Genomic DNA, 16350 nt, shown 5'->3' with positions numbered 1-16350 from the left:
GGAGACCATGAACGCCCGATCTCCATGGAGCGAGGAACGCGCCACGGCGGTGATCGCCGCCAACCGTCACCTGCGCGGGGCCCTGCTGCCGATGCTGCACGCTCTTCAGGAAGAGTTCGGCTGCATCGACGAGGAGGCCATCCCGCTGCTGGCGCGTGAGCTGAACCTGTCGCGCGCCGACGTGCACGGGGTGGTGTCCTTCTACCACGAATTCCGCCGCAGCCGTCCAGGCCGCCACACGATCAAGGTCTGCCGGGCCGAGGCCTGCCAGTCGATGAACGCCGACGGGCTGATCGACCACATCCGCCGCCGTCTGAAGGTGGACTTCCACGAGACCACCGCCGACGACGCCTTCTCGCTGGAGCCGGTCTTCTGCCTGGGTAACTGCGCCCTGGCCCCCGCCGTGATGGTGGACGAGACGCTGCACGGCCGGGTCAGCCCGGCCCGCTTCGACGCCATCACCGCCTCCACCCTGGCCACGGAGGCCGCGCGATGAGCGAACCCCTGCACACCATCTACGTGCCGCGCGACGCCGCCGCCCTGTCGGTGGGCGCCGACGAGACCGCCGCCGCCATCCGCGCCGAGGCCACAAAGCGGGGCATCCCTCTGCGCATCGTCCGCAACGGCTCCCGCGGCATGCTGTGGCTGGAGACGCTGGTCGAGGTGGAAACGCCCGAGGGCCGCGTCGCCTACGGCCCGGTGATGGCCGAGGACGTGGCCGGGCTGTTCGACGCCGGCTTCCTCGAAGGCGCCGACCACGCTCTGGCCCATGGCCTGACCGAGAAGATCCCCTACTTCGCCAAGCAGGAGCGGCTGACCTTCGCCCGCTGCGGCATCATCGACCCGCTGTCGGTCGAGGATTACCGGCTGCACGGCGGCTTCCGCGGGCTGGAGCGGGCGCTCGCCATGACCCCGGCGGAGATCGTCACCGAAGTCACCGAATCCGGCCTGCGCGGCCGCGGCGGCGCCGGTTTCCCGACCGGCATCAAGTGGAACACGGTGCTGAACGCCCAGGCGGACCAGAAGTACATCTGCTGCAACGCCGACGAGGGCGACAGCGGCACCTTCGCCGACCGCATGATCATGGAGGGCGACCCCTTCTGCCTGATCGAAGGCATGACCATCGCCGCCATCGCGGTGGGCGCCACCGAGGGCTACATCTACATCCGCTCCGAGTACCCGCACGCCGTCGCGACGATGCGCGAGGCGATCCGGCTGGCCTATGACGAAAAGTGGCTGGGCGACGAGATCCACGGCACCGGCCACCGCTTCCACCTCGACGTCCGCGTCGGCGCCGGCGCCTACATCTGCGGCGAGGAGACCTCCATGCTGGAAAGCCTGGAGGGCAAGCGCGGCACCGTCCGGGCCAAGCCGCCGCTGCCGGCGCTGGAGGGCCTGTTCGGCAAGCCGACCATCGTCAACAACGTGCTGTCGTTGACCTCGGTCCCGATCATCCTGGACAAGGGCGCCAACCACTACCGCGACTTCGGCGTCGGCCGGTCGCGCGGCACGCTGGCCTTCCAGCTCGCCGGCAACATCAAGCACGGCGGCATCGTCGAGAAGGCCTTCGGCGTCACCCTGCACGAACTGCTCTACGAGTTCGGCGGCGGCACCATCACCGGGCGGCCGATCCGGGCGGTGCAGGCCGGCGGCCCGCTCGGCGCCTACCTGCCGCCCTCGCTGTTCGAGCTGCCGAAGGATTACGAGGCTTTCGCAGCGGTCGAGGCCATGGTCGGCCACGGTGGCATCGTCGTCTTCGACGACAGCGTCGACATGGCCAAACAGGCCCGTTTCGCCATGGAGTTCTGCGCCGCCGAATCCTGCGGCAAGTGTACCCCCTGCCGCATCGGCGCGGTGCGCGGCGTCGAGGTGATGGACCACATCATCGCCGGCGAGAAGGTGGCGGCGAACATCACGCTGCTCAACGACCTGTGCGAGGTCATGACCGACGGCTCGCTCTGCGCCATGGGCGGCATGACGCCGATCCCGGTGCGCAGCGCCCTGAAGCACTTCCCCGAGGATTTCACCCGCAGCCCCGCGGCTGTCGCGGCCGAGTGAGCGGAAAGGACCAGACCCCATGTCCATCCAAGACATCGATTACGGCACCCCGGCCCGCGAGTCCGCCACCATGGTGACGCTGGACATCGACGGCCGCACGGTGACCGTGCCGGAAGGCACCTCGGTGATGCGCGCGGCGATGGAAGCCGGCATCACCGTCCCGAAGCTCTGCGCCACCGACATGCTGGACGCCTATGGCTCCTGCCGCCTGTGCATGGTGGAGATCGAGGGGCGGCGCGGCACGCCGGCCTCCTGCACCACGCCGGTCGCCCCGGGCATGAAGGTGCACACCCAAAATGAGCGTCTGGGCCGGCTGCGCCGCGGCGTGATGGAGCTGTACATCTCCGACCACCCGCTGGACTGCCTGACCTGCCCGACCAACGGCAATTGCGAGCTTCAGGACATGGCCGGCGCGGTCGGCCTGCGCAACGTCCGCTACGGTTACGAGGGTGAGAACCACCGCGCCGCCGTGAAGGACGAGAGCAACCCCTACTTCACCTTCGACCCGTCGAAATGCATCGTCTGCTCGCGCTGCGTGCGGGCCTGCGGCGAGGTCCAGGGCACCTTCGCCCTGACCATCGACGGGCGCGGCTTCGACAGCAAGGTGTCGCCGGGAGCGCTCGAACAGTTCATGGACAGCGAGTGCGTGTCCTGCGGCGCCTGCGTCCAGGCCTGCCCGACCGCCACCCTGACCGAGAAGTCGCTGATCGAGCTGGGCCAGCCGGAGCACAGCGTCATCACCACCTGCGCCTATTGCGGTGTCGGCTGCTCCTTCAAGGCGGAGATGAAGGGCACAACCGTGGTCCGCATGGTCCCCCACAAGGATGGTGGCGCCAACGAGGGCCATTCCTGCGTCAAGGGCCGCTTCGCCTGGGGTTACGCCACCCACGCCGACCGCCAGACGCAGCCGATGATCCGCGAGAGCATCGACGATCCGTGGCGCGTCGTGTCCTGGGAGGAGGCGATCACCTACGCCGCCACCCGCCTGCGCGCGGTCCAGCAGAAATACGGCCGCGGCTCCATCGGCGGCATCACCTCGTCCCGTTGCACGAACGAGGAGGTGTATGTCGTCCAGAAGATGATCCGTGCCGCCTTCGGCAACAACAACGTCGACACCTGCGCCCGCGTCTGCCATTCCCCGACCGGCTACGGCCTGAAGCAGACCTTCGGCACCTCTGCCGGCACGCAGGACTTCAAGAGCGTCGACAAGTCCGACGTGATCCTGGTCATCGGCGCCAACCCGACGGACGGCCACCCGGTCTTCGGCTCCCGCATGAAGAAGCGGCTGCGCCAGGGCGCCAAGCTGATCGTCATCGACCCGCGCCGCATCGACCTCGTGCGCAGCCCGCACGTCTCGGCCACGCACCACCTCCAGCTCCGTCCCGGCACCAACGTCGCCGCGATGAACGCGCTGGCCCACGTGATCGTGACCGAGGAACTGGTCGACCGCGATTTCGTGGCCGACCGGTGCGACCCGATGGAGTTCGCCCGGTGGGAAGCCTTCGTCCGCGACCCGCGCCACTCCCCGGAGAACACCGAGCAGTACACCGGCATCCCGGCGGCGGAGATGCGCGCGGCGGCCCGGCTCTACGCCACCGGCGGCAACGCGGCCATCTATTACGGCCTGGGCGTCACCGAACACAGCCAGGGCTCCACGGCGGTGATGGGCATGGCGAACCTCGCCATGGCGACCGGCAACATCGGGCGTGACGGCGTCGGCGTGAACCCGCTGCGCGGCCAGAACAACGTCCAGGGCTCCTGCGACATGGGGTCCTTCCCGCACGAGCTGACCGGCTACCGCCACGTCTCCGACGACGTGGTCCGCCAGCAGTTCGAGGAGGTGTGGAACGCCGCGCTCGACCCCGAGCCGGGCCTGCGCATCCCCAACATGTTCGACTCCGCGGTGGACGGCACCTTCATGGGCCTGTTCGTCCAGGGCGAGGACATCGCCCAGTCCGACCCGAACACCCAGCATGTGTTCGCCGCCCTGCGGGCCATGGAGATCGTCGTGGTGCAGGACCTGTTCCTGAACGAGACCGCGGCCTTCGCCCACGTCTTCCTGCCCGGCACCTCCTTCCTGGAGAAGGACGGCACCTTCACCAACGCCGAGCGCCGCATCAACCGCGTCCGCCCGGTGATGCCGTCCAAGACCGGCAAGCAGGAATGGGAAGTCGTCTGCGATCTGGCCACCGCCATGGGCTATCCCATGTTCTACCGCAGCGGCGCGCAGATCATGGACGAGATCGCCCGCCTGACCCCGACCTTCTCCGGCGTCAGCTTCGAGAAGCTGGACCGGGTGGGCAGCGTGCAATGGCCCTGCACCGACGAGGACTCGGTCGGCACGCCGATCATGCACGCCGACGGCTTCGTGCGCGGCCAGGGCCGCTTCATGATCACCGAGTATGTGCCGACGGAGGAGCGCGCCTCGCGCTTCTACCCGCTGATCCTGACGACGGGCCGCATCCTCAGCCACTACAACGTCGGCGCCCAGACCCGCCGCACCGCCAACGTGGCGTGGCACCCGGAGGACATCCTGGAGGTCCACGCCCACGACGCCGAGGAGCGGGGCATCCGCGACGGCGATCTGGTGTCCATCGCCAGCCGCATCGGCGCCACCACGCTGCGGGCGCGCATCTCCGACCGGATGCCGCAGGGCGTGGTCTACACCACCTTCCACCACCCGGTGACGGGCGCCAACGTGGTCACCACCGAGAATTCGGATTGGGCCACCAACTGCCCCGAATACAAGGTGACCGCGGTGCAGGTGACGCTGAGCAACCACCCGTCCGACTGGCAGATCCGCCGCGGCGACCTGGTGGAAGTGGCGGCGGAGTAATCCGAACCCCTCTCCCGTCCCGGGAGAGGGTGGACGCGAAGCGGCCGGGTGAGGGTCGTCCAAAGATCAGTGGATGATACTTGTCAGCACCCTCACCCTTCCCGCGCTGCGCGCAGGCCCCTTCCCTCTCCCGGGGCGGGAGAGGGAAAACAGGAGACCAACGATGCAGTCACTCGCCCATTCCCTGCCGGCCAGCGGCACCGGCTTTCCGGAAGCGGCCAATCAGGCTGACGTGACGTGGCTGGTCGCCGAGGAGACTCCGGTGGCGTTCGAATACAACGGACGCTCCCACGCCGTGATGATGGCGACGCCCGCCGACCTGGAGGACTTCGCGCTGGGCTTCAGCCTGTGCGAGGAAATCGTCGGCAGCGCCGCCGACATCGACCGCGTCGACGTCCGCCCGGTGGAGGACGGCATCGTCCTGTCCATCGAGGCCGACCCGTTGCGTCTTCTGCGCGGCTCGCTCCGCCGCCGCTCGATGGAAGGGCGGAGCGGCTGCGGCCTGTGCGGGGTGGACAGCCTCGCCAACGCGGTGCGCGAACCGCCGCGGGTGACGGCGGGCTTCACCCCGTCGGTGGAGGCGGTGGCCGCCGCCTTCGCCGCCCTGCCCGACCACCAGCCGATGAACCGCGCCAACAAGTCCCTGCACGCCGCGGCCTGGGCCGGGCCGGGCGGGCGCATCGTGATGGCGCGGGAGGACGTCGGGCGGCACAACGCGCTCGACAAGCTGGCCGGCGCCCTCGCCCGTGCGGGGATCGACCCGTCCGGCGGCTTCGCGGTGATGAGCAGCCGGTGCAGCTTCGAGCTGGTCCAGAAGGCCGCGACCATCGGCATCCCCATGCTCGCCACCATTTCCGCCCCCACGGCGCTGGCGCTGAAGCTCGCCCGCGCCGCCGGCATGACTCTGGCCGCGCGCGCGCGCGGCAACGGCGTCATGCTGTTCCGTTGACGAAGAAAAGCAAATTTCCGGGAGCCGACCCATGGACACCACACGCGAACTCGTCCGCATGGCGAATCAGATCGCCAGCTATTTCCAGTCCTACCCGAAGGACGAGGCGGTGATCGAGACCGCCGGCCACATCCGCGCCTTCTGGGAGCCACGCATGCGTCAGCGCCTGCTGGAGCACAGCAGCGCGGGCGGTGAAGGTCTGCACGAGATCGTCACCCAGGCGGTCGAGCGGCTGAAGGGGCCGACCGTGGGGAGCGCGTAAAAGATCATTTCCCCCACCCCGACCCTCCCCCGCTTTCGCAGGGGAGGGAGAAATTGTCCCCTCCCCTGCGAAGCGGGGGAGGGTTAGGGAGGGGGCAACAGCACCTCTCTCCGGCAACAGCACCTCTCTCCTGTTCAGGCCCGTTGGCTCAGCAACCCCTTCAGCACGCGCGTCAGCAGATCCGCCAGTTGGAACTGCTCCGGCCCCGGCAGGGCCGCGATGACCGCGGCGAAATCCTTCAACGGGTCGTATTCGAGAAGCGCCAACGCCTTCTCCGTCGGGTGTAGCTGCACGACGCGGCGGTCCTCCGGCACGGGGACCCGCGTCAGCAACTCCTTCGTCACCAGAACCTCGACCATCTGGGACGCCGCGCCGCGGGTCGTCGCGTGGAAATCGGCGAAGGCGGACACCGTCCGCTGACTGTCGTTGGCGCGCGCGAAATAGCGCAGCGCCGTCCACTGCGACGGTTTCAAACCCTGCGTGTAGCCCATGCTGTCGGCGATGTGACCGATGTGCATCATGACCTCGGCGATCGCCTGCGCCGATGCCAGGGACTGGGGGCTTTTCGACATGGCAGCGGGGTCTCGACAGTTGTCAAAATTTGACCCGGAGCGCGGCGGGACGCCGTCCGCGAGTCTGTACGATGCAGAGACTATATGGTTGCAAAACTAACATACCACAGTAGGCAAGTCCACGACTCCCCCACCCCCGACGACGGGGCGCACACTACGGCATCGGCACAGTAAACGAAACATTGACCTTAAAGCTCATCCAGCACAAGGTGTCGCACCCCCCTGTGGCGCCATCCGGGGATTTCCGGAGCGGTGCGGAGACAACGCAGGGCACCTACCACCTCGTGTCGGGGCTGCGCCGCGCGTTTTGTCTGGCGTTGCGCCGCGACTCGCCTATATATGCGCGCCATGACCAGCACGCCCCCGTCCATTCCCGGTTTCAAGACCAACCCGGCGTCCTCCCCCAAGGTGGGGATCGTCAGCCTGGGCTGCCCCAAAGCGCTCGTCGACTCCGAGCGCATCCTCACGCGCCTGCGCGCCGAAGGCTACGACATCTCGCCGTCCTACGACGGTGCGGACGTCGTGCTGGTCAACACCTGCGGCTTCCTCGATTCCGCCAAGAAGGAATCGCTGGAAGCCATCGGTGAGGCGATCAAGGAAAACGGCCGGGTCATCGTGACCGGCTGCATGGGCGTGGAATCGGACATGATCCGGCAGGTCCATCCGGACGTGCTGGCCGTCACCGGTCCCCACCAGTACGAGCAGGTGGTCAACGCCGTGCACGACGCCGTGCCGCCGGTGCATGATCCCTTCACCGATCTGGTGCCGCCGGAAGGGCTGCGGCTGACCCCGCGCCACTACGCCTACCTGAAGATTTCCGAGGGCTGCAACAACCGCTGCAGCTTCTGCATCATCCCGTCCCTGCGCGGCGATCTGGTCAGCCGTCCGGTCGTCTCGGTCCTGCGCGAGGCGGAGAAGCTGGCGACCGCCGGCGTCAAGGAGCTGCTGGTCATCTCCCAGGACACCAGCGCCTACGGCGTCGACCGCAAGTATGCGGAAGAGGACTGGTACGGGCGCAAGGTGAAGGCCCGCTTCATCGACCTCTGTCGCGAGCTGGCGAACTTCGACGTCTGGGTGCGCCTGCACTACGTCTACCCCTACCCGCATGTGGACGAGGTGATCCCGCTGATGGCGGAGGGCCGCATCCTCCCCTATCTGGACATCCCGTTCCAGCACGCCTCGCCTACCGTCCTGAAGGCCATGCGCCGCCCGGCGGCCCAGGAGAAGCAGCTCGACCGCATCCGGAAGTGGCGGCAGGAATGCCCGCATCTGGTTCTGCGCTCCACCTTCATCACCGGCTTCCCCGGCGAGACGGAGGAGGACTTCCAGTTCATGCTGGACTGGCTGAAGGAAGCGCAGCTCGACCGCGTCGGCTGCTTCAAGTACGAGCCGGTCGAGGGCGCCACCGCCAACGACCTGCTCGGCGCCGTTCCGGAAGAGGTCAAGCAGGAGCGCTGGGAGCGCTTCATGGAGACCCAGAAGGCGATCAGCGCCGAGCGGCTCCAGCAGAAGGTCGGCTTCACGCTGGGCGTCCTCATCGACGAGGTCGACGAGGAGGGCGCCATCGGCCGCTCCTACGCCGACGCGCCGGAGATCGACGGCAACGTCTTCCTGAACGGTGAGACAAACGTCAAGCCGGGCGACATCGTGGACGTGACCATCGAGCACGCCGACGAATACGACCTCTGGGGCTCCATCGAGCGCGCCGAGTAAGGCGCTTCGCCCAAAACAAAAGGGCCGGGACGGCGCTGCCTCCCGGCCCTTTTGCTGTCCGCAGACTCAGCAGCAGACTCAGTATAGGCGCCCGCCGTTCGGCACGCCCTGCCCCGGCCCGACCAGCACGACCTCGCCCTCCGCATCGGGCAGGCCCAGGCACAGGACCTCGCTGGTGAAGGGGCCGATGCGCTTGGGCGGGAAGTTCACCACCCCCAGCACCTGCCGGCCCACCAGTTCGTCGAGCGTGTAGTGGCGTGTGATCTGGGCGGAGCTGCGCCGGGTGCCGATCTCCGGCCCGAAATCGATGGTCAGCTGGTAGGCCGGCTTGCGCGCCTCCGGAAAGGGCTCCGCCGCGGTGATGGTGCCGACGCGGATGTCCACCTTCAGGAAATCGTCATAACTGATGGTCACGGGTCTCGTCCCTGCCCTGTTGCGGTTGTCATGGTTTCAATCGTCACGGGCAAGGCTAGCACCGGCGGTGCCGAAGCTGAAACGCGAAAGGGCCGCCCCGGTGGGCGGCCCTTTGCGGCACTCTCCGGCGGGAGAGATGCTTACTTCTTGGCGATGGCGGCCTTGACCTCGTCCAGGCTCTCCGACACGCGCTTGGACAGCACGTCGGCGGCCTCGGTGTTGGACTTGGCGACCAGCTCGGCCAGTTCCTTGATGTTCGACAGGGCCTTCTCGAAGGCGACCTTGACCAGTTCGGCCTGCTTGGCGGCCTTCTCTTCCGGCGTGCCGGCGGCGGCGACCTGGTTCACATAGCTGCCGGCCTCCTCGACGGAGGAACGGACGATCTCGGCCTGGCGGCGGAGCACGGCCTGCAGACCCTCGATCGCGAGCTGGTTGGCGGCGGTCACCGCCTCGATGTTCTTGCGCTGGCTCGCCAGGATCGACTCGACGTCGAGGCCGGGCACCTTGTAATCGCCCAGCACCTTGGACAGATCGAATTCGAGGAACGGGTTACCGGACGACTGCTTGGCCATGGTTCTCACCCCCGACGAAAGGATTTGCGGGCATGCTGCGACGCAGCAAACCTGTGGCGCGACTATGCAGATTGCCAAAAAGATAGTCAACGCCCTTGTGCGTCGCACCAGGGGCTACACCGCGGCTCATGGAACCTCAACCAGCGGACGCGCTTCCTGGTTCCCCGGCCGTTTCCCCGGTGCCCTGCTGCGGCGGCGGTGATTCGGTCGGAGAAGCGCGTCCGGATCTGCGGCGTAATGCCCCAGCCCAGCGCTCCGCCCGCCGCAGCTCGGAATCGAGCGCCGCCATGGTCCGCGACAGGTCGGCGCTGTCGTCCTCCAGAAAGACGCGCATGACCCGCGCCTGCACCGCGCCCAGCCCGGCCACGAACAGGGCGCCGCCGGTGCGGTCGGCCTCCACCCCCGCGGCGCGCAGCATCCAGGCCATCGACCGTCCGAAATGGCGGGAGAAGGCCAGCGCGGTCAGCGGCTCCCGCCGCAGATCGCGGACGACCGAGCGCAGGCCGCCCCGGTAAGGAAGCAGCGCGTCGTAACGGCGCATCATCACATCGAAAAGCCGGTCGCGGGCGCTCTCGTCCGGACCGACCGGGGCATCGTCGGCAAGGACCGCGGTGTCGGCGACCCGCGACACGGCCGCCAGCACGTCGGAGCGGGAAGGAAAACGGCGGTAGAAGGCGCCGGGTGGCACCCCCGCCGCCCGCGCGATCGCCAGCAGGCCGGTGTTGCGCCACCCCTGCCCGGCGGCGAGCCGCATCGCCGCGGCCGCCACCCGCCGGTCCAGCTCATCGGCGCCTCCCCCTTCCGCGGCGTGCTCCGCGGCGTCGGGGGCTTCGGGATCGGTCTTCCAGCGGGTGTCGGCGGTGTCGTCCATGGGGTCGAGCCTCGTGGTCAGCCTGTCCCCATGATGTGGGACGCCCACGCCGCACCTCAACCGGGGCGGCAGAAGGGGAAGGGCTCGACGTGCTTCATATAGGTGGGAATCCAGCCGCACTGGCCGGCGGGGTTGGGCAGGCGGATGGCCTCGATGGCCGGCCAGACCTGGGCGACGACGACGATCAACGCCACCGTGCCGACAATCCAGCGCCGCGTCCGGGCACGCTCCAGCAGGCCGGGCAGGCGCAGCAGGACCCAGGCCGCGGCGAGCCCCATCAGCGGGTCGGTGTATGCGGCGTAGGCCCGCTGGAAGCCGCGCAGGGAGAACAGCGTCTCCAGCCCCCAGGCGACCAGCAGCAGAAGCGCCGCCTGCGCCGCGCCCACCCGCTCCCCCCGGCGCCACAGGACGATGCAGCCCCCGATGATGAACCACTCCACCACCACGGTCTGTGGGATGTTGTCGGGGTGGAAAACGATGGTGCGGATCGCCAGCGTGCGCCACAGCCCCTTCGCCAGCAGCGTCACCAGCCCGTCCGACAGCACCTGCTCCTGCCCCTGGAGCGCGGCCTGATGCTTCCAGGTGGTGAAGACGAACATGTGCTCGATCAGGTTGGCGACGGCGATGACGTTCTGCTCGTGCGGGCGGATTGTCAGGGCGAGCACGCCGAGCGCCAGCCCGAGCACGACCGCCGCCATGGCCGCCACCGCGTAGGACAGGCGCACCCGCCACACCGCCGCGTAGACGGCCATGCCGAGAACGACCCAGCCGACGATGATCCCCTGATAGACTCCCGACAGCCCGCCGCCGACCGGGCGGTAGGGATAGAGCGACTGGCCGGCGCTGGCGATGCCATGCTGGATCAGGGCCACCGCGGGCAGCGCAGCGGCGGCAGCCGCCAGCCCCAGAATGCCGGCGGCGATCCAATGCTGTCCGCCCTCCCCGGCGAAGCGGCGCCCGAAGGCCAGAGCGATCACCGGGATGCCCAGCGCCAGGAAGATCGCCTGGATCTTCGTCACCATCGCCAGTCCGGCCAGCAGCCCGGCGAGCCCGAGAAGCAACAGGGGCCGCCAGCCCGGCGCGGTGCGGATGGCGACCAGAACCAGGAGAAGCGCCGTGACCACGAAGGAGGCCGACAGCAGATCGGTGCGCATCTGCCGCGCCTGGGTGGACAGCCCGATCCCGAAGGCCATCACCACGGCGGCAAGGAAGGCCACCCGGCGGTCGCCGACCAGCGCGCGGACGAGGTTGGCGTAGACCAGCGCGAAGGCCGTGGTGATGAGGATGGACAGCGCCCGCCCGGCCTCCACCAGATTTTGCCAGGCGGCGTTGTAGGCGGCGGTGTCGGCAGCCGGCGGCAGGCCCGACAGGGTGACGACCGGCATCAGACCCAGCCCGTGCAGCAGCCGGTACCAGACTTCGATCACCAGGAAATAGGTGTAGCCGGGATGGTCGAAATACTCCTGGGGCAGCCCCTCGTTGAACAGCAGTCCGTGATAGGCCAGCACCAGATCCTGGTCGGCGTGCGACCAGTAGGGTGTGCGGAAACCGATCGCCACCGCCGACGCCACCATCACCGCCGCCAGCCCCGCGCACAGCCCCCACCAGGGCCAGCGGTCCAGCATGCCGGCGCCGGGCACCCCGACGGAGCCTTTGGCCATGGCCGTCTGGGGAGCCGTCTGTCGGGAGGTGGCGCCGCGGTCCAAGGATGACATGATCGGAGTATGTCCAGAGGTTACACGCCAGCGGTTTGTGCACGATTCCGGACGGTTTTGGAACCGCGGCAGCAGCGGGCTGTTTTTTGCGGACCTGCAACTCCTGATCGCCCAACCCCTTTGCCTGAAGGAACGGTGCCAGCCCGATGCCAGATTCCGACGACCGCCCGTCACCCCGTTCCACCGCCTCCGTTTCCCGCAGCGCCCAGGTCCACGAACCTGACGGCCCGGCACCGCCCTCCGCGGGCCGCGCCCTGGTCATCCTGCCCGTTCTGCCAACGCACCCCGACCAAGGACACGGCGCGGCGCGCCAGCCCGACGCGCGCCTCGCCGAAGCGATCGCGCTTGCCCAGGCCATCCGCCTTGAGGTGCCGCACGCCGAGGTGATCCACGTTGCCCGTCCCGATCCTGCCACCCTGTTCGGGCGCGGCACCGCCGAGCGGATCGGCGGCATGGTCGAAGCCTTCCACGCCGATCTGGTGGTGATCGACCATCCGCTGAGCCCGGTGCAACAGCGCAACCTCGAACGCCGCTGCATGGCCAAGGTGATCGACCGCACCGGCCTGATCCTGGAGATCTTCGGGGACCGCGCCCACACGCGCGAGGGCCAGTTGCAGGTCGAACTGGCGGCCTTGACCTACCAGCGCTCGCGGCTGGTGCGGTCCTGGACCCACCTGGAGCGGCAGCGCGGCGGCTTCGGCTTCCTGGGCGGTCCCGGCGAAAGCCAGCTCGAACTCGACCGCCGCCTGATCGCCGAGCGTATCATCCGCCTGAAATCGGATCTTGAGGAGGTCCGGCGGACGCGCAAGCTGCACCGCTCCGCCCGGCAGCGGGGTGGCACGCCGCTGGTGGCGCTGGTCGGCTACACAAACGCCGGCAAATCCACCCTGTTCAACCGGCTGTCCGGCGCCAGCGTCACCGCCGAGGACATGCTGTTCGCGACGCTCGACCCCACGGTGCGCCGGCTCGTTCTGTCCTCCGGCAAGACCATGGCTCTGTCCGACACGGTGGGCTTCGTGTCGGAGCTGCCGACCCAGCTCGTCGCCGCCTTCCGCGCGACGCTGGAGGAGGTGCAGGCCGCCGACCTGATCCTGCATGTCCGCGACGTCTCGCACCCCGATGCGGCGGCGCAGAAGGCGGACGTGGATTCGGTGCTGGCCGACCTCGGGATCGACGCCGCCAACGACCCGCGGGTGGTGGAGGTTCTGAACAAGACCGACCAGATGCCCGCGACCGCCCGCGGCGCGCTCCACATGCGCCTCGCCAACCAACGGATGATGGAGGGGGAGGAGCGCGCCGTCGCGGTGTCCGCCCTGACCGGGGAGGGTCTGGACGATCTGCTGGATCTGCTGGACCGGCGCATATCGGCTGGTCGGCAGGTGTTGGAACTGAGCGTGAACCTTGCGGACGGGCGCGCCCTGGCGTGGCTGTACGAGCATGGGCAGGTGCTGGACCGCCGGGACGAGGATGGACAGGCCCATGTGCATGTCGCCCTGGCCCCCGCCGACGCCGCCCGTTTCGAAAGCCGGTTCATCGGACAGGAAAGCCGCTGAACGATACGCCTTCCGTCTTTTGGCCCGCACTTCCGGATGTCCGGAAACCACTGCCGCTCTCCTGCGTTGTGACGGACAGGCCGGTCCGTGACCCCGACCCGCCATGACCAGGAGGAGGCAGCCCCATGACCGAAAAGCCGGGACAGGATCGGGCCGAGCGTGTTCGCCGCCGCGCCCACGACATCTGGGAACGGGATGGCCGCCCCGACGGACGGCATGACGAGCATTGGGCCCAGGCCGAAGCCGAGGTCGACGACGAGATTCGCGCCGAGCGGCAAAGCGAGGAGACGGAAAGCAGCGCGTCGGATGCCTCACCGAAACGGCGTTCGAAGCCGACCGCAGCGAAGCCGGTCCCCGCCAAACCCAAAGCCACGCCCAAAGCCGCTCGCGCCAGCGGCACGCGGGCGGCGGCGGAGAATCTGTCGGCGGTGGCCGCCGGGCGGACGGAGCAGACCGGAACGACCAAGACCGGCGGCCAGATCTCCCGCGGCGGGGCGGCCAGCGGAAAACCGGGCAAGGCGTCGCGCCGGGACGCCTCGCGCGGCTGAGGGGGCGGGGCGCTCCCCCATCCCCGTTCTCCGCAAAGCTCCTATGCCCCGCCTGCCGGAAAATGGGACGGAAAAGGGAACGAGAGGTCTGGTTTCTGCCCTTCGGGATTGCTAGTGTTGCTGCCCCTGCGCATCCGCACGCAATGTTCGATCCCTGAGGTAGAGACATGCCGCATTATCGCTCCCGCACTTCCACGCACGGCCGCAACATGGCGGGCGCCCGCGGCCTGTGGCGCGCGACGGGCATGAAGGACGGCGATTTCGGCAAGCCGATCATCGCGATCGCCAATTCCTTCACCCAGTTCGTGCCGGGGCACGTCCACCTGAAGGATCTGGGCCAACTCGTCGCCCGCGAGATCGAGAAGGCCGGCGGTGTCGCCAAGGAGTTCAACACCATCGCCGTGGACGACGGCATCGCCATGGGCCACGACGGCATGCTCTACAGCCTGCCCTCGCGCGAGCTGATCGCCGACGCCGTCGAGTATATGGTGAACGCCCACTGCGCCGACGCGCTGGTCTGCATCTCCAACTGCGACAAGATCACCCCCGGCATGCTGATGGCCGCCATGCGGCTGAACATCCCGGCGGTCTTCGTGTCGGGCGGCCCGATGGAGGCCGGCAAGGTCAACTGGCGCGGCAAGACCAAGGCCGTGGACCTGATCGACGCCATGGTCGCCGCCGCCGACCCGACGGTGACCGACGAGGAGGCGGCGGTGATGGAGCGCGGCTCCTGCCCGACCTGCGGTTCCTGCTCCGGCATGTTCACCGCCAACTCGATGAATTGCCTGACCGAGGCGCTGGGCCTCTCCCTGCCCGGCAACGGCACGATCCTGGCGACCCACGCCGACCGCAAGGAGCTGTTCCTGGCCGCCGGCCGCATGGCGGTGGAGCTGTGCCGCCGCTGGTACCAGGAGGAGGACGCCACCGCCCTGCCCCGCGGCATCGCCACCTTCGAGGCGTTCGAGAACGCCATGACGCTCGACATCGCCATGGGCGGCTCGACCAACACGGTGCTGCACCTGCTGGCCGCCGCGCAGGAGGGTCAGGTGCCCTTCACCATGGCCGACATCGACCGGCTGTCGCGCCGCGTGCCCAACGTCTGCAAGGTCGCCCCGGCGGTGTCCGACGTCCACATCGAGGACGTTCACAAGGCCGGCGGCATCTTCGGCATCCTGGGCGAGCTCGACCGCGGCGGGCTGCTGAACCGCGACGTCGCGACCGTTCACGCCAAGACGCTGGGCGACGCGCTGGACCGCTGGGACGTCAAGCGCACCCAGGACGAGGGCGTCCACACCATGTTCAAGGCCGCCCCCGGCGGCATCCCGACGACCATCGCCTTCAGCCAGGAGAAGCGCTGGCCGGATCTGGATCTCGACCGCGACAAGGGCGTCATCCGCTCCGTCGACAGCGCCTTCAGCAAGGACGGCGGGCTCGCCGTGCTGTTCGGCAACATCGCCGAGAAGGGCTGCATCGTGAAGACGGCGGGCGTGGACGCCTCCAACCTCGTCTTTGCCGGCCCGGCCCGCGTCTTCGAAAGCCAGGACGCGGCGGTCGAGGCCATCCTGGGCGACACGGTCAAGGCGGGCGACGTGGTGGTCATCCGCTACGAAGGCCCGCGCGGCGGCCCCGGCATGCAGGAGATGCTCTACCCGACGAGCTACCTGAAGTCGAAAGGGCTGGGCAAGGCTTGCGCCCTGGTCACCGACGGCCGCTTCTCCGGCGGCACCTCGGGCCTGTCGATCGGCCACGCCTCGCCGGAAGCGGCGCAGGGCGGCGCCATCGGCCTCGTCCAGGACGGCGACCGGATCGAAATCGACATCCCCAACCGCAAGATCAACCTCGCCCTGTCCGACGAGGAGTTGCAGCGCCGCCGCGACGCCGAGAACGCAAAGGGCGCCGACGCCTGGAAGCCGGCCAACCGCAACCGCGTCGTCTCGCCGGCGCTGCGCGCCTACGCCGCCCTGACCACCAGCGCCGACCGCGGCGCGGTCCGTGACGTGTCGCAAGTGGAAGGCATCGCCGTGAAGCGCTGACGCGTCGCCGAAAGCTCAACCGAAGGGACCAGAACCTTCCGGTTAAGACTTTTGGCAGGGTTGTGAACGCGACATGAAAGAGAAACGGCGCCGTGGCATTCCGCGGCGCCGTTTCTCTTTCCAGGAGCAATGATCCGCAGCAGGGCATGCGGCAGTATGTCTCCAATCCTCCGCTTCCATCACCAAAAGAAGCACAGGCCAACCACCGCGAAATCTGCCATTGTCTTTCCACACCCTCCGGAATGCCGTCGCGG

General features: G+C 68.7%; 14 protein-coding genes. 9 read left to right on the top strand and 5 right to left on the bottom strand.

Annotated elements, in window-relative coordinates:
* Window positions 1–7 precede the first annotated feature (7 nt).
* The 5 genes from ABAZ39_RS16600 (at window position 8) to ABAZ39_RS16580 (ending at window position 6105) form a co-directional block, all read left to right on the top strand.
* Window positions 8–496: a formate dehydrogenase subunit gamma gene (locus ABAZ39_RS16600; protein WP_040134050.1), complete on the top strand. Its 489-nt coding sequence runs from the start codon at window positions 8–10 to the stop codon at window positions 494–496.
* The gene (locus ABAZ39_RS16595) at window positions 493–2058 is read left to right on the top strand and encodes a formate dehydrogenase beta subunit (RefSeq protein WP_040134049.1); all 1566 of its coding nucleotides are present in this window, start codon (window positions 493–495) and stop codon (window positions 2056–2058) included. The genes ABAZ39_RS16600 and ABAZ39_RS16595 overlap by 4 nt, the downstream gene beginning before the upstream one ends.
* Window positions 2059–2077: 19 nt before the next feature.
* On the top strand, window positions 2078–4894 hold the full coding sequence (gene fdhF / locus ABAZ39_RS16590; protein ID WP_040134048.1) for a formate dehydrogenase subunit alpha: 2817 nt from the start codon (window positions 2078–2080) through the stop codon (window positions 4892–4894).
* Window positions 4895–5057: 163 nt separating this feature from the next.
* Window positions 5058–5843: a formate dehydrogenase accessory sulfurtransferase FdhD gene (fdhD, locus tag ABAZ39_RS16585; RefSeq protein ID WP_040134047.1), complete on the top strand. Its 786-nt coding sequence runs from the start codon at window positions 5058–5060 to the stop codon at window positions 5841–5843.
* Window positions 5844–5874: 31 nt separating this feature from the next.
* Window positions 5875–6105, top strand: coding sequence for a formate dehydrogenase subunit delta (locus ABAZ39_RS16580; protein WP_040134046.1), 231 nt, complete (start codon window positions 5875–5877; stop codon window positions 6103–6105).
* A 134-nt stretch (window positions 6106–6239) separates the two neighbouring features.
* On the opposite strand, the gene ABAZ39_RS16575 is transcribed toward ABAZ39_RS16580, so the two are convergent.
* On the bottom strand, window positions 6240–6677 hold the full coding sequence (locus tag ABAZ39_RS16575) for a MarR family winged helix-turn-helix transcriptional regulator (protein ID WP_040134045.1): 438 nt from the start codon (window positions 6675–6677) through the stop codon (window positions 6240–6242).
* Between the two features lie 348 nt (window positions 6678–7025).
* On the opposite strand from ABAZ39_RS16575, the gene rimO reads away from it, so the two are divergent.
* On the top strand, window positions 7026–8390 hold the full coding sequence (rimO, locus tag ABAZ39_RS16570; RefSeq protein WP_051658390.1) for a 30S ribosomal protein S12 methylthiotransferase RimO: 1365 nt from the start codon (window positions 7026–7028) through the stop codon (window positions 8388–8390).
* 78 nt (window positions 8391–8468) lie between these two features.
* Here rimO and ABAZ39_RS16565 read toward each other — a convergent pair whose 3' ends face one another.
* From ABAZ39_RS16565 to ABAZ39_RS16550, 4 genes are all read right to left on the bottom strand, one after another.
* Window positions 8469–8804 (bottom strand): tRNA-binding protein, encoded by a 336-nt coding sequence (locus ABAZ39_RS16565; RefSeq protein WP_040134044.1) that lies wholly within the window; start codon window positions 8802–8804, stop codon window positions 8469–8471.
* A 140-nt stretch (window positions 8805–8944) separates the two neighbouring features.
* A complete protein-coding gene (locus ABAZ39_RS16560; protein ID WP_040134043.1) occupies window positions 8945–9376 on the bottom strand; it encodes a phasin family protein in 432 nt (143 codons plus the stop codon).
* Between the two features lie 136 nt (window positions 9377–9512).
* Entirely contained in the window at window positions 9513–10247 is a 735-nt protein-coding gene (locus tag ABAZ39_RS16555; protein ID WP_040134042.1) for a TetR/AcrR family transcriptional regulator, read from the bottom strand.
* Window positions 10248–10303: 56 nt separating this feature from the next.
* Window positions 10304–11962, bottom strand: a complete 1659-nt coding sequence (locus ABAZ39_RS16550; protein ID WP_247881705.1) for a phospholipid carrier-dependent glycosyltransferase — start codon at window positions 11960–11962, stop codon at window positions 10304–10306.
* 146 nt (window positions 11963–12108) lie between these two features.
* Between ABAZ39_RS16550 and hflX the strand changes: the two genes are divergently transcribed.
* The 3 genes from hflX (at window position 12109) to ilvD (ending at window position 16096) form a co-directional block, all read left to right on the top strand.
* A complete protein-coding gene (gene hflX / locus ABAZ39_RS16545; RefSeq protein ID WP_103039086.1) occupies window positions 12109–13515 on the top strand; it encodes a GTPase HflX in 1407 nt (468 codons plus the stop codon).
* 125 nt (window positions 13516–13640) lie between these two features.
* Window positions 13641–14063, top strand: a complete 423-nt coding sequence (locus ABAZ39_RS16540) for a DUF2934 domain-containing protein (RefSeq protein WP_051658191.1) — start codon at window positions 13641–13643, stop codon at window positions 14061–14063.
* A 167-nt stretch (window positions 14064–14230) separates the two neighbouring features.
* The gene (ilvD, locus tag ABAZ39_RS16535) at window positions 14231–16096 is read left to right on the top strand and encodes a dihydroxy-acid dehydratase (protein WP_040134040.1); all 1866 of its coding nucleotides are present in this window, start codon (window positions 14231–14233) and stop codon (window positions 16094–16096) included.
* Window positions 16097–16350 lie beyond the last annotated feature (254 nt).

It is taken from the genome of Azospirillum argentinense (assembly GCF_000632475.1).
In the GTDB taxonomy this organism is placed as follows: domain Bacteria; phylum Pseudomonadota; class Alphaproteobacteria; order Azospirillales; family Azospirillaceae; genus Azospirillum; species Azospirillum baldaniorum.
Note: the sequence above shows the minus strand (reverse complement) of the source record. Positions and strands in the feature narration are given on the sequence as shown.

Bases quoted from the DNA above. Each gene is read 5' to 3' on its own strand.
- ABAZ39_RS16540 (WP_051658191.1), top strand. From the start codon at position 13,641: ATGACCGAAAAGCCGGGACAGGATCGGGCCGAGCGTGTTCGCCGCCGC.
- hflX (WP_103039086.1), top strand. From the start codon at position 12,109: ATGCCAGATTCCGACGACCGCCCGTCACCCCGTTCCACCGCCTCCGTT.
- ABAZ39_RS16580 (WP_040134046.1), top strand. From the start codon at position 5,875: ATGGACACCACACGCGAACTCGTCCGCATGGCGAATCAGATCGCCAGC.
- fdhD (WP_040134047.1), top strand. From the start codon at position 5,058: ATGCAGTCACTCGCCCATTCCCTGCCGGCCAGCGGCACCGGCTTTCCG.
- ABAZ39_RS16550 (WP_247881705.1), bottom strand. From the start codon at position 11,962: ATGTCATCCTTGGACCGCGGCGCCACCTCCCGACAGACGGCTCCCCAG.
- ABAZ39_RS16600 (WP_040134050.1), top strand. From the start codon at position 8: ATGAACGCCCGATCTCCATGGAGCGAGGAACGCGCCACGGCGGTGATC.
- ABAZ39_RS16595 (WP_040134049.1), top strand. From the start codon at position 493: ATGAGCGAACCCCTGCACACCATCTACGTGCCGCGCGACGCCGCCGCC.
- rimO (WP_051658390.1), top strand. From the start codon at position 7,026: ATGACCAGCACGCCCCCGTCCATTCCCGGTTTCAAGACCAACCCGGCG.
- ilvD (WP_040134040.1), top strand. From the start codon at position 14,231: ATGCCGCATTATCGCTCCCGCACTTCCACGCACGGCCGCAACATGGCG.
- ABAZ39_RS16560 (WP_040134043.1), bottom strand. From the start codon at position 9,376: ATGGCCAAGCAGTCGTCCGGTAACCCGTTCCTCGAATTCGATCTGTCC.
- ABAZ39_RS16555 (WP_040134042.1), bottom strand. From the start codon at position 10,247: ATGGACGACACCGCCGACACCCGCTGGAAGACCGATCCCGAAGCCCCC.
- ABAZ39_RS16575 (WP_040134045.1), bottom strand. From the start codon at position 6,677: ATGTCGAAAAGCCCCCAGTCCCTGGCATCGGCGCAGGCGATCGCCGAG.
- fdhF (WP_040134048.1), top strand. From the start codon at position 2,078: ATGTCCATCCAAGACATCGATTACGGCACCCCGGCCCGCGAGTCCGCC.